The sequence below is a fragment of the Arboricoccus pini genome (assembly GCF_900187945.1).
In the GTDB taxonomy this organism is placed as follows: Bacteria; Pseudomonadota; Alphaproteobacteria; order Geminicoccales; family Geminicoccaceae; genus Arboricoccus; species Arboricoccus pini.
Map to the genome: position 1 here is coordinate 245,007 of NZ_FYEH01000001.1, position 12,456 is coordinate 257,462.

Consider the following 12,456-nt stretch of genomic DNA (forward strand, 5'->3'; position numbering starts at 1 on the left):
TCAAGATGGACAAACCCATGCGACGCCTGGCCCTAGCCCTTCTGCTCTGTCTTCTGGCCAGCCCGGCCCTGGCCGACGACAAGCTCCGCGTCGTCCTCGACTGGTTCGTCAATCCTGATCACGGGCCGCTCATCGTCGCCAAGCAGAAGGGCTTCTTCAAGGCCGAGGGCCTCGATGTCGAACTCATCGCTCCCTCCGATCCCAACGACGCCTCGAAGCTCACCGCCGCCAAGCAGGCAGATATCGGCCTCTCCTACCAGCCGCAGCTGCAGCTGCAGGTGGATGGCGGGCTGCCGCTAATGCGGATCGGCACGCTGATCGCCACGCCCTTGAACTGCCTGTTGGTGCGGGAGGATTCCGGCATTCGCCAGATCGCCGATCTCAAGGGTAAGAAGATCGGTTATTCGGTGGCCGGTCTCGAGGACGGACTGATCGCGACGATCCTTAAGAAGAATGGCCTGGCGCCTGGCGACGTGACGCTCGTCAATGTCAATTTCTCGCTCTCGCCGGCTCTCATCAGCGGGCAGGTGGACGCCGTGATCGGCGCCTATCGCAATTTCGAGTTGACCCAGATGCAGATCGAGGGCGCCAAGGGCCGCTGCTTTCCCGTCGAGGAGGAGGGCATTCCCGCCTATGACGAGCTGATCTACGTCACCAATCCCGACAATGTGGGACGGCCTGAGCTCAAGCGCTTCATGCAGGCCGTCGAGGCCGCCACCATGTGGATCGACAATCATCCAGAAGAGGCTTTCGACGTCTTCAAGGGCTACGCACCCGAACTCGACGACGCCTTGAATCGCGCCGCCTGGCCTTTGACCTGGCCGCGCTTCGCGCCCAGCCCGGCCGCTCTCGACTGGGGCCGCTACGCGCGCTTTGCCGACTATCTGAAGGCGGTGGGTCTGATCAAACAGGCGGCACCGGTACCTCGTTATGCGGTCGATCTCTGGAGCCCCGCTGCCACCAGCGCTCGCTGAGGTCAAATCCCAGGCGCAGGGTCCTGGCCACCGCCGCACGGGCCAGGGTCACTGGCTTGAGGGCCGCTTCGCTCAGGGGATCAGTGAAGATGATGCCATGACCGCCGATCCGCTCGAGCGCCAGCCTTGCTACCGTCTGCGGCTCGATCGTGCCTGGCAGGGACCGCCCGGCATAGCCGGCCCGCTCGGCAAACGCGGTGCGCACCGGTCCCGGGCAAAGCGTGGCGATATCGATTAGCTGCTCGGCCAGCTCGGCCTTCAGACTTTCGCCGAAGGAGAGGAGGAAGGCTTTGCTCGCGGCGTAGACCGCCATCTGCGGCACCGGCACGAAGGCAATCGTGCTGGCGACGTTGATGAGCCCCGCCCGGCGCCCGGTCAGGGCGGCCCTTGCCAGCATTGCCGGCAGGAGGGCACGAGCCAGGCCGACACAGGCCATGACGTTGACCTCGATCACGGCCTCGCTCGCCAGGGGCGGGGTGGCAAGAAACGGCCCCACATGGCCCAGCCCCGCATTGTTGATCAGCAGATCGACCTCCATGGCCATCGGCGATGGCCGCCACCTTCTCCCGGCCCTCGGCGGTGGCGAGATCGGCCACGATCGTGCGCACGCTTCGCGGCGGCGCCGACAGGGAACTTTCGAGTGCCGCCAGGACGGCGGCATTCCCTGCCGGTGAGAAGAAGGTCGGTCGTGGGCGGCAGCGCCATGGCGAAGGCCTGGCCGATGCCGCTCGTGGCCCCGGTTACCAGGGCCGCGTGAAATGACGTCGCGGGCAGTCGGCGTTCGAACATGGTCGGCTCCCAAGTGCGCCGCCGGCCAATCTGTGCGAGGATGCCGGTATGGGCTGGGTCGAATGAATGACGCGAACGAGGAGAACGACGTGTCGAAAGCGATGACGTGGACGACCGACGGTTTGCGTCTTTGGTCGGACTGGGTCGAGACATGCGCCAACACGGCCATCACCATCACCAGTCGCGTCGTGCTCGTGAACGCGGCCATCCTCGGCGGCCGGGGCCTGCCCTTGGCAGAGATGTCGCGCATGGTCCTGGAAAAGCAGAAGGCGGCCTTCGAGGCATCGAGCGGTGTCCTGCTGGCGGAACCGGGGTTGGCTGCGGCCTCGGCCCTCCTTGCCCCCTATCACCAGGCGACTCGCCAGAATGCCCGCCGACTGACGCGTCGTCGCGGCTAGGGAGCTGCTGCACGAGCGGACCGATCGCCCAGCCCCCCGCTGTCCGCATCAGAGCTTTTGGTTCTCGCCCATATCGGGCTCGTGATGGCCGGCCTTGGCTTCGACAAGACGCCAGAGCTGTATCATCTTGCTGGCCGGACCGTCCCAATATTCGGCCTGCTCGACATCGATGCAAAGCAGAGCCAGGTCGGGATCATCCTTGCCTTCCGGAAACCAGGCGCTGACGAAGGGATTCCAGAGCTCGTCGACCTTGACCCGGTCATAGACCAGCCGTGCCCGCCCGCTGACCGAGACGAAGGATTGCAACTTAGGGTCGGCATAGGCGACGTTGACCTCGCGGGAGGCTTCGATCTCGCCAGCTTTGTGCGAACTTGATCGGGTAAAGAACCAGATCTCCCCCTCCTTGGGGGCGGCATGCCCGGTCATCGGCCTGGATCGCAGGCTCTGGCCATCCACCGTGGTCATCATGCCGGTGCGGATATCCTTGACCAACGCCCAGAGCTTTTCCCAGGCCTGGCCCCGCGCCACCGTGTCGCCCGATTCCGCATTCATCGTTCAACCTCTCGTCCACTCGCACAATCGACCAACGAGAAGACGGGTCGGCCGGTTCCTGAGGCGCGGCATCGTGATCGGCGCCGGACCGGGCGAACGGGCCATGAATACAAGCTGAAATGCTTATCTTGCATTCGCTTGGCGGCTCGTGATTGATTTTTCCCATAAAGCTCTTGTCTGCCATGTCTGCCGCCTCTATATGAGCCATCCCCAACGGCACGCGTCTGCCGTGGCTGCCAAGCGGCAGCCGGCGGCGCTGGTGATGCGGGGAGGTAAAGGAAGAGAGCTTGATGGCGAAGAAGGCGAAACGGACGCTGAAGCCGGGGATGGAGAGCGCGTCGCGCTGGACCGTCCGTGGCGTCGCGGTACCGTTGCAGCGGGCCGCCAGCGAGACCGCGCGCGCGGAAGGCAAGACGCTTGGCCAATGGTTGAGCGAGGTGGTTGAGGCCGCCCTTGCCGATGCGCCGTCGCGGCTGCCGGCTGCCACCGCCGCCGGATGGCGAGAGGCGATTGAGGCCAGGCTCGAGCGGCTGGAGGGCGTGGTCGGCATCGATGCACAGCGCGCCGCCGCAGAGTCGACGGCCGCGGTGGCGAACTGAGGATGGACCAGGGCATCCGCGTCTGCCCGCATCCCTCGAGTCCGACATAGCCCGACGGCGTGTCGGGGCGGCTCCGTGCTCGAAAGGCACGCGCGGCTCCGGGCTCGCCATGAAACGATGATATTTTCCAGGTACGGATCGACCTGATGACGTGCCCGCCGGTAGGCGGGACATCTTGAAGCGAACGCCAGAGGCCGCAGCGGCCGCACGAGGACTGATTGATGAGCCAAGCGACGACCCGGCACGAGACATTCGCCCAGTTGAAGGGCAAGTTGCTGCTGGTCGGCTGTGGCAGTATCGGCCAGGCGGTCCTCCCGCTGATCCTTCGTCATCTGGACGTCTCGCCCGATCGGATCACCATCGTCACCGCCGACAGCCGTGGCCGCGATGTCGCAGCCGAGCTTGGCATCACCTTCATCGAGCAGGCGGTCACGCGCGAGAATTATCGCGACCTCCTAGGTTCCCATCTTTCGGCCGGCGACTTCTTCCTCAATCTTTCGGTCGACGTCTCGTCGGTCGACATGATGCTGCTCGCCCGCGAGAAGGGTGCCCTCTACCTGGACACGGTGGTCGAGCCTTGGGGCGGGGCCTATTTCGACCCCAGCCTCACGCCGTCCGAGCGTTCCAATTACGCACTTCGTGAGAGCATGCTGGCGCTGCGCCGCGAGCTCGGCAAAGGCCCGACGGCGGTCAGTGCACAGGGTGCCAATCCCGGCATGGTGAGCCAGCTTCTCAAAGAGGCCCTTCTCATCGTCGCCCGCGATACCGGCACCTCGCACACGCAGCCCACCACCCGCGAGGGCTGGGCGGACCTCGCGCGCGCGCTCGGGCTCAAGGCGGTCCACATCGCCGAGCGCGACACCCAGGTCAGCAACACGCCCAAGCGCGTGGGCGAGTTCGTCAACACCTGGTCGATCGACGGCTTCGTCTCGGAGGGCTGCCAGCCGGCCGAGATGGGCTGGGGCACGCACGAGAAGGGTCTGCCGCACGACGGTGCCCGCCACCCGATGGGCTGCGACGCGGCCATCTATTTAAATCGCCCGGGGGCCAGCACGCGGGTGCGCACCTGGACGCCCAAGGCCGGTCCCATTATCGGCTTCCTCATCACGCATAACGAGGCGATCTCGATCGCTGATTACTACACGGTGCGCGAAGGGGAGAAGGTGGTCTACCGGCCGACCTCGCATTATGCCTACCACCCTTGCGACGCGGCCGTGCTCTCGGTGCACGAACTACAGGGCAATGGCTGGCAGCAGCAGCCCGAACAGCGCCTGATGATGGAAGAGATCGTCTCCGGCATCGACGAGCTGGGCGTGCTTTTGATGGGCCACGCCAAGGGCGCTTTTTGGTATGGCTCGCAGCTTTCCATCGAGGAAGCCCGCGAACTCGCACCGCATAACAGCGCCACCTCGCTCCAGGTCGCGGCCGGGGTGCTGGGCGGCATGGTCTGGGCGATCGAAAATCCGGCCGAAGGCATTGTCGAAGCGGATGAGCTCGACCATGTCCGTGTTCTCGAGGTGATGCGGAACTATCTAGGGCCCGTCACGGGGGCCTATAGCGACTGGACGCCGCTTGACCGACGCGGCGTCCTCTTCAGCGAGGACATCGACCAGGACGATCCCTGGCAGTTCAAGAATATACGGGTTCTTTAGACCTTCTCCCTAAGAACTCCTTCCCTGGTACCGGCACTCGGTCCGAAATCCCGCCCCTGAATTTTGTCACCCTGTTGGGGATGGCCTGAAACGCCTACCCTTTCGGAGGTTGTCCATGACCACGACTACGAAGCTCGATCGTTTCATGCAGGACGTTCGTCCCGCCACACCCTATCTCGTGGTCGACCTCGACATCGTCGAGGCGAACTACCGGGCCCTGGCCGAGGCCCTGCCGGATGCCCGCATCTATTATGCGGTCAAGGCCAATCCCGCGCCGGAGGTGCTTCACCGCCTGGCCGCCCTGGGCTCGTCCTTCGACGTCGCGAGCGTGCCGGAGGTCGAGCTGGCGCTTGCCACCGGTGTCAATCCGTCGTCGTTGTCATTCGGCAACACGATCAAGAAGGAGCGCGACATAGCGCGCGCCTTCGAGCTCGGCGTCCGGCTCTTTGCCTTCGACAGCGAGGCGGAGCTCTTGAAGATCGCTCGTGCCGCGCCCGGCGCCAAGGTCTTTTGCCGCATCCTCACCTCAGGCGAGGGGGCCGAATGGCCGCTCTCCAAGAAGTTCGGCTGCACGCCCGATATGGCGTTCGAGCTCATGAAGATGGCCGCAACCCTGCCGGTGGTCCCGCACGGGATCTCCTTCCACGTGGGCTCGCAGCAGCGCGATCCTGGACAGTGGGATGCGGCCGTCGCCAGCGCCGCCCTTTTGTTTCGGCGCCTTGAGGAGAAGGCCGGCATCGAGCTCAAGATGGTCAACCTGGGCGGCGGCTTTCCAGCCCTTTATCGCGAGGCCGTCCCGGCCGCAGCCGCCTACGGTGCCGCCATCTGGGATTCGCTCAGGCGGCATTTCGGCAACCGTATTCCGGCCGTCATCGCCGAGCCCGGTCGCGGTCTCGTTGGCGACGCCGGCGTCATCGAGGCCGAAGTCGTCCTGATCGCCGAGAAGGGGGACGCGGCCGGTCGACGATGGATCTATCTGGACGTCGGCAAGTTCGGCGGCCTCGCCGAGACCATGGACGAGGCGATCCGCTATCCCATCGAGACCGACCGCGACGGGACCGCCTCGCCGGTCATCCTGGCCGGCCCGACCTGCGACAGCGCCGACGTGCTCTACGAGAAGAACGCCTATCTGATGCCCGACTCGCTGGCGATCGGCGATCGCGTGCGCATCAAGAGCACGGGCGCCTACACGACCAGCTACTCGGCCGTGAACTTCAATGGTTTCGAGCCGCTGCGCGCCTATTTCGTCTGACCCTTCCGGGGCCGACATCGCGCAAAAATAGAAGAGCTCGCCGGCCCGAAGCCGGCGAGCTTCCTGCCCTTCGCCTTTGGTGCCTCATGCCATGTTCCAGCCCTTCATGGCCGGGGATGTCATCCCGGCTGCCGTCGTCCGTGTCCGCCTCGCCGAGGCCAGGGACGAACATCTAGCCGAGATCACCGCGATCTATCGCCACGGCGTGAGCACGGGGACCTCCACCTACGAGGATCCCCTGCCCGACGAGGGGGAGATGGCGCAGAGGCTGGAGGCCGTGCGCACGGCCGGCCTGCCGGCCTTCGTCGCCCTGGGCGAGGAGGGCCGCGTTTTGGGCTTTGCCTGGGCTCGCCCCTTTCGCGAGCGCGCGGGCTATCGCCTGAGCGTCGAGAACTCGATCTACGTGGCGGCCAATGCCAGGCGCCAGGGTGTCGGCAGCCTGCTGCTCGAGAAGCTGATCCAGGCCTGCCGGGCGCTTGGTTGCCGGCGCATGGTGGCCGTCATCGGCGATGCCCGCAACGCCGCCTCGATCGCTTTGCACCGTGACGCCGGGTTCGAGACCGTGGGCTTTTTCCCGGGCCTGGGCGTGCGGCCTCGCCCGGAAGGTGGCCTCGAGGAAGTGGATGTCTTGATGATGCAGCGCTGCCTTGCCGGTAGCAACGTCGTTGGCCATGCTTGAATCCCTCGGGCGGCCTTGCGACATCGGCCGCCGCGAGGCCAAGGGACTTCGCCGCAAGGATCGGGATGACGATGATTATCGACGAGGCGTCGCTCGACGACGTTCCGGGTATTCTTGCGATCTATAACGAGGTGCTTTTGAGCTCGACGGCGATCTATGCCGAGGTGCCGGTCGATCTCGCTAACCGCATCGAATGGTTCGAAGCACGCCGTCGCCACGGCTTTCCCGTCCTCGTTGCTCGCGACGGCCACGGCATTGCCGGCTATGCGAGCTTCGGCTCCTTTCGCAGCTTTCCCGGCTATCGCTACACGGTCGAGCATTCGATCCACATCCGCGCCGACGCCAGGGCGCAAGGCCTGGGCAGACGCCTGATGGAGGCGCTGATCCCCCTGGCACGGGCCATGGGCATGCACGCCATGATCGCCGGTATCGATGCGGCCAACGAGGGCTCGATCCGTTTCCACGAGCGTTTCGGCTTCGAGCGCGTGGCGACCTTTCCCGAGGTCGGCCGCAAGTTCGGACGCTGGCTGGATCTCGCCTGCATGCAGCTTTTCCTCGATCCGCCTGGCAGCGGTCGCCCCGACTGAGGCGCCGTGATCCCCTAGGCGGGCGTCAGCGCGCCGTGATCCCCTAGGCGGGCGTCAGCGCGCCGTGATCCCCTAGGCGGGCGTCAGCGCGCCGTGATCCCCTAGGCGGGCGTCAGCGCGCCGTGATCAATGTCGTGGACGATCTCGCCGATCAACTGGAGGATCTTGCGCGCGTGGTAGAGGATCTGCGCCTGGATCACGAGATTGCCCTGGGCCTGGGGCGTCGAGGCCTCGGCGAAGGGCAGCGCCTCGGCCAGCATGGGCAGCAGATCGTCGATCGCCGGCACGGCCGGGCCTGGGCCACCCGCAAGCCGCGCCGCCAAGGCCGCGAAAGCCCGCTCGGTGCGCTCGTCCAAGGTGCGCACGATGCCAACCAGGCTCTCCGGCAAGGCCGCGTCCAGCATGGTGGCATTGTCGTCCAGGAGCACCACCTGCTCGACCAGCGAATCGAGTGCTGCCAGCAGGAGCGGGCCGCCTTTCGTCTCGCGCCGTCGCATGCGGAACTCGTCGGCAAGGTTGCGAAAACGCAGTCGCTCCGCGCCCCAAAGGGCCAGGAGGGCCGGCCCGGTGCGCTCATATCGGTCGCTCGCCGTCTCGGCGATCTCCAGCCGCTGGAAGGCGCGTCGCGTTGTCTCCGCCGCATGGCCGATGACGTCGGTAGCCAGGCTGCGGACCTGATCGGCCAGCCGTACCGGCAGGACGGTGGCGGCCACCAGGATGCCGACGAGGCTGCCAAAGCCCGTCTCCCAGATGCGCGAGAAGAGGACGGCCAGGGGGGCCTGCTGGAAGACCTCCAGGCCCAGGACGACAGCCAGTCCGACGGCGCCGCAGGCAACGTCGTAGCGGCTCTTGACGTTCATGGCGAAGACGCCGACGGCGATCATCAAGACAGGCAGCATAACGATCTGGGCGTAGTCTGTAAGCGGACCCAGAGCCAGGCCGATCATGACGCCGATCGCCGTGCCGACGCCGCGCTGGACGGCGCGCCGCCAAGTGTCGCCCAGCGTCGTCGTCATGACGAGGGCGGCCGTCACGATCGCCCAGTAAGAGTGGGACTGGTGCAGGATGCTGTCGACCAGGACGATGAGAAGGGCAGCGGCCGACCCCTGGATGGCAACCCGGGTCGTGGGCAGCAGCCTGCTGGCCTGCCCACCCTGCGGCTTGCTCATCGTCGCCCCGCCCAGATCCAAGGGCGATCTTATGCCGCGCACCATGCGGGTCGCCGCGAAGACCAGCCGCAGGAGATCGAGCCTGAGCGTGGCCGGCAGGTGAGGCGTCTTGATCGCCAATGCCCGCAGGCTGGTGATGCTCTCCTCGGTAGCCTCGATTGAGGCCGGCGGCGGATCGGCCTCCGAGGCCAGGCGCTGGAGGCGGAGCAGCATGCGGCTGACATTGGCGCGCGCCGGCGTGTCCAGGTGACCAAGGTCGGCGGCAAGGCCGCTCAGGGCCTCGGCCGCCGTCGTCGTCGCCTGGTTCAGGACATAGAGGCGATAGATCGTCGTCTGCAGACGAGGCCGGTTCGGATGATCGGGGGCTATGCCGTTCTCGACCAGCTCACGCAGGTCCGACCAGGCCGTTCGGAGCGCGTCCCGCCGACGGGCGGCTCTGGCCAGCGCATCGCCGTTGACGTCGTGCAGCGCGGCCCGGCAATCGCGCATCAATCTGACGGCGACACGTCGAAATACGCTGGCTCTGGCCAAAACGAGAAGATCCGCCTGCGAGGTTCCAGCCTGCAGCCTTAGCGTCATGGCGGCCGCCATGGCGATGATGCCGGCCAGGAGCAGCCAGCGCGCATGGTCCGGGCCGAAGGCAAACGGGAGCCCGTAGACAGCACCCAGAAAAAGAAGGACGCCGGCCCCGTGACCCGTTGGCCCGAAGCGCCTTATCCAAAGGCCCATGAAGGCGGCGACGACGAGAAGCAGGCCCTGAGCACCGATCGGCTGCAGGAGCGGACGCATGAGTGCTGCGACGATGGCCGAGCCCGTGCCTGCCAGGATCATGATGAGAATGTCGCGGCAGGCGCCAAAGCGCGACTGGCCGGCTTCCAGCATGCAGGCGAAGGCTGCAAAGAGGGCGGCCACGGGCGGTATGACCATGGCATTGCCCTGGCCCGTTCGCGCGGCGACGAAGCTGCCGCCCAGACCCGCCAGGACGAAGGCCGTCAGCACCCGCAGTCCCAGCGTCATGCGCTCGCCGCCAGGGTCTTCCGCCTGCAGCACATCCTGCAGGCGCCGGCGAAGGTGCCCAAAGAGATAGACAGGCAAGGACGGCGGCCGATCGTGCAGCGCCAGCGGCGCGCCGGTCTTGTCTGTCGCCCTTGTCGTCCCTCGGACGCTGCCTCTGGCAGGATCGTCCGGCGCTGACTTCACGCGCTGTCCCACTCCGGCGACAGCTCGCTCTCGACCAGCCGGCCGCGCGGGTTCTGCAGGGCGAAGAGGCGCTGCATCTCCTCTTCCTCGAGGCTGAAATCGAAGATCTCGAAATTGCGCCGCGCATTCGCTTCCTTGGCGGAGCGCGGGATGGCGATGACCCCCTCCTGCTGCACGAGCCAGCGAAGGGCGATCTGACCCTCGTTCTTGCCGTAGCGCTGGGCGATGTCGGCGATCACCGGGTGGCCGAAGACCTTGCCCTGCGCCAGCGGGCAATAGGCGGTAAGCGCGATGTCTTCCTGGCGCTGATAGGTCAGGAGCTTTCGCTGACTGAGGAAGGGATGATATTCGACCTGATTGGTGACAAGCGGTGCCTTGAGCGAATCCAGGCTTTCCTCGATCAGCCGGGTGGTGAAGTTGGACACCCCCACATGGCGGGCGAGGCCGCGCTCCTTGACGTCGTCCAGGGCCGCCATCGTCTCGTCGAGCGGCACGGTCTGGCTCGGCCAGTGCAAAAGGAGGAGGTCGATATAGCCAAGGCGCAGCCGGTCCAGGCTCTCCTCGACCGCCACCTCGAAATCGCCCTCGCGGAATCGGTCCGGCCAGATCTTGGTCGTGACGAACACCTCGGCGCGCGGCAGGCCGGAATTGCGCACCGCGCGGCCCACCTCGACCTCGTTGCCATAGTATTGGGCAGTATCGATATGGCGATAGCCGATGTCGAGAGCCGCACTCACCATGCGCTCCGCATCCGCACCCTTCAGCTCCCAGGTGCCGAAGCCCAGGGCCGGTATCCGGGCACCATTGGCCTGCACGAGATGCATGGTCCTTAACTCCACCCCACGTTCGGACCGGCGGCACAAGCGAGACCGCCGGTACTTCTTCGACCAGTCTAGGGAATGGCGGCCCCGGCGAAAAGCCGCTGGCCTCAGGCTTATGCCGAGGCTAGGCGCTTGCCCTTAGCGCTTTGGCTTGGCACCGTCCTTGCCTGGAGAATGAGAAGACCGCCCCCTCGCGGCCAAGAGACGACATAGGAGGATCGGATGCCGCACGCGGCGACAGGCGCGTTCAAGGGATATGATCCCGGTTCCTTTTTCTGCGAAATGTGCGGCTCGGCAGAGATAGGCGCCCCGCATGCCGCGGCGATCTTTGCCCGCTTCGACCGGGCCGGCCTCGATAATCTGCGCCAGCGGGCGGCCGAGGCCGAGATCGAGCTGTTCAACCAGGGCATCACCTTCACGGTCTATACCGACGGCAAGGCCATCGACCGCATCCTGCCTTTTGACGTCGTGCCGCGCGTCATTTCAGCCACAAACTGGCGCGTCATCGAGGCCGGCGTCATCCAGCGCGTGGCGACGATCAACGCCTTCCTTAGCGATTGCTATGGCCCGCAGCACGCCATACGCGACGGCATCATCCCGGGAGAGCTCGTCTTCGGCAACGCCAATTTCCGGCCGGAAATGGCGGAAGTCCGCCCGGCCCTTGGCACCTATGTGCACATCAACGGCACCGACCTCGTCCGCGACGTCGATGGCCGGTTCTATGTCCTCGAGGACAATGCGCGTACCCCTTCGGGCGTCTCTTACGTCGTCGAGAATCGGCATCTCATGATGCGCTCCTTCTCCGACTTGATGCGCGGCCTGCCCATTCGCCCTGTCTCGGACTATGGCCGCCACCTGCTGGAGGCGCTCTGCGAGGTGGCGCCTGCGGAGGTCCTGGATCCGCAGGTGGTCCTCCTCTCGCCCGGCATCTTTAACTCGGCCTATTTCGAGCATGTCTTCCTTGCCCGCGAGATGGGCATTCCGCTCGTCGAGGGCAGGGACCTCTTTGTCGACGACAAGGACCGCGTGTTCATGTCGACGGTGGGCGGGCCCAGGCGCGTCGATGTCATCTATCGACGATTGAACGATGATTTCCTCGACCCCGAGGTCTTCGAGCCCTCGAGCCTCCTGGGCGTGCCCGGGCTGATGCGGGCCTATCGCAAGGGCACGGTGACACTGGCAAACGCGGTCGGCACCGGTGTGGCCGACGACAAGGCGGTCTATGCCTACATGCCCCGCCTCGTGAAATATTATCTGGGCGAGGAGCCGATCCTGAATAATGTCGAGACACATATCTGCCGCGAGCGCGAGGCGCTGGCCTTCACGCTCGATCATCTAGCCGAGCTCGTCACCAAGCCGGTCGGCGAATCCGGCGGCTATGGAATCACGATCGGCCCTCGCGCCACCCAGGCCGAGCTTGCCGAGGCACGGGCCCGTATCACTGAGGATCCGGCCAACTATATCAGCCAGCCGGTCATCAATCTTTCGGTCTCGCCAACCTTGGTGGAGGGCGTCGTCGAGCCCCGCCATGTCGATCTCCGGCCCTTTGCCATCACCGGCAAATCGACATGGGTTCTGCCGGGCGGCCTTACCCGTGTCGCCTTGCGCCGGGGTTCTCTGGTCGTCAATTCCTCGCAAGGCGGCGGCTCGAAGGACACCTGGGTGCTGGCTGAAGATGATAGCCAGCCCACCCCGCAAGCGGGCCGGACGGGCGAGGAGATCCTGGCCGCCGGCGGCGACCAGATCGTCGGCGCCCCGGACCTGCCGGCGCAAGGAGCCTGATC

Annotated in this window: 13 protein-coding genes; 9 read left to right on the plus strand and 4 right to left on the minus strand. The window is 65.8% G+C overall.

Going from position 1 to position 12,456, the window contains the following annotated elements; genetic code table 11:
- The first annotated feature begins 17 nt into the window (after positions 1–17).
- On the plus strand, positions 18–974 hold the full coding sequence (locus CFB17_RS01175) for an ABC transporter substrate-binding protein (protein ID WP_088559561.1): 957 nt from the start codon (positions 18–20) through the stop codon (positions 972–974).
- Here the strand turns inward: CFB17_RS01175 and CFB17_RS01180 are convergent.
- The gene (locus CFB17_RS01180) at positions 904–1,518 is read right to left on the minus strand and encodes an SDR family NAD(P)-dependent oxidoreductase (protein WP_165769354.1); all 615 of its coding nucleotides are present in this window, start codon (positions 1,516–1,518) and stop codon (positions 904–906) included. The two genes, CFB17_RS01175 and CFB17_RS01180, sit on opposite strands and share 71 nt — an antisense overlap.
- 5 nt (positions 1,519–1,523) lie before the next feature.
- On the opposite strand from CFB17_RS01180, the gene CFB17_RS19070 reads away from it, so the two are divergent.
- Positions 1,524–1,736: a hypothetical protein gene (locus tag CFB17_RS19070; protein WP_165769355.1), complete on the plus strand. Its 213-nt coding sequence runs from the start codon at positions 1,524–1,526 to the stop codon at positions 1,734–1,736.
- A 116-nt stretch (positions 1,737–1,852) separates the two neighbouring features.
- Complete coding sequence (locus tag CFB17_RS18765) at positions 1,853–2,161, plus strand: hypothetical protein (protein WP_133063807.1); 309 nt, start codon at positions 1,853–1,855, stop codon at positions 2,159–2,161.
- Between the two features lie 48 nt (positions 2,162–2,209).
- On the opposite strand, the gene CFB17_RS01185 is transcribed toward CFB17_RS18765, so the two are convergent.
- Complete coding sequence (locus CFB17_RS01185; protein ID WP_088559563.1) at positions 2,210–2,713, minus strand: pyridoxamine 5'-phosphate oxidase family protein; 504 nt, start codon at positions 2,711–2,713, stop codon at positions 2,210–2,212.
- A 290-nt stretch (positions 2,714–3,003) separates the two neighbouring features.
- On the opposite strand from CFB17_RS01185, the gene CFB17_RS01190 reads away from it, so the two are divergent.
- The 5 genes from CFB17_RS01190 to CFB17_RS01210 all read left to right on the plus strand — a co-directional run bounded on the left by CFB17_RS01190 (position 3,004) and on the right by CFB17_RS01210 (position 7,482).
- Positions 3,004–3,312, plus strand: a complete 309-nt coding sequence (locus tag CFB17_RS01190; protein WP_088559564.1) for a hypothetical protein — start codon at positions 3,004–3,006, stop codon at positions 3,310–3,312.
- A 221-nt stretch (positions 3,313–3,533) separates the two neighbouring features.
- On the plus strand, positions 3,534–4,964 hold the full coding sequence (locus tag CFB17_RS01195) for a homospermidine synthase (protein ID WP_088559565.1): 1,431 nt from the start codon (positions 3,534–3,536) through the stop codon (positions 4,962–4,964).
- Between the two features lie 115 nt (positions 4,965–5,079).
- The gene (locus CFB17_RS01200; RefSeq protein ID WP_088559566.1) at positions 5,080–6,216 is read left to right on the plus strand and encodes a type III PLP-dependent enzyme; all 1,137 of its coding nucleotides are present in this window, start codon (positions 5,080–5,082) and stop codon (positions 6,214–6,216) included.
- Between the two features lie 91 nt (positions 6,217–6,307).
- Positions 6,308–6,895 (plus strand): GNAT family N-acetyltransferase, encoded by a 588-nt coding sequence (locus CFB17_RS01205; RefSeq protein ID WP_088559567.1) that lies wholly within the window; start codon positions 6,308–6,310, stop codon positions 6,893–6,895.
- A 65-nt stretch (positions 6,896–6,960) separates the two neighbouring features.
- The gene (locus tag CFB17_RS01210) at positions 6,961–7,482 is read left to right on the plus strand and encodes a GNAT family N-acetyltransferase (RefSeq protein WP_207761882.1); all 522 of its coding nucleotides are present in this window, start codon (positions 6,961–6,963) and stop codon (positions 7,480–7,482) included.
- A gap of 101 nt (positions 7,483–7,583) precedes the next feature.
- Here the strand turns inward: CFB17_RS01210 and CFB17_RS01215 are convergent, their stop codons facing one another.
- Together CFB17_RS01215 and CFB17_RS01220 are read right to left on the minus strand one after the other, a co-directional pair.
- The gene (locus CFB17_RS01215; protein ID WP_133063808.1) at positions 7,584–9,851 is read right to left on the minus strand and encodes an FUSC family protein; all 2,268 of its coding nucleotides are present in this window, start codon (positions 9,849–9,851) and stop codon (positions 7,584–7,586) included.
- Positions 9,848–10,675, minus strand: coding sequence for an aldo/keto reductase (locus tag CFB17_RS01220; RefSeq protein ID WP_088559569.1), 828 nt, complete (start codon positions 10,673–10,675; stop codon positions 9,848–9,850). The genes CFB17_RS01215 and CFB17_RS01220 overlap by 4 nt, the downstream gene beginning before the upstream one ends.
- A gap of 219 nt (positions 10,676–10,894) precedes the next feature.
- Between CFB17_RS01220 and CFB17_RS01225 the strand changes: the two genes are divergently transcribed.
- The gene (locus CFB17_RS01225; RefSeq protein WP_088559570.1) at positions 10,895–12,454 is read left to right on the plus strand and encodes a circularly permuted type 2 ATP-grasp protein; all 1,560 of its coding nucleotides are present in this window, start codon (positions 10,895–10,897) and stop codon (positions 12,452–12,454) included.
- Positions 12,455–12,456 lie beyond the last annotated feature (2 nt).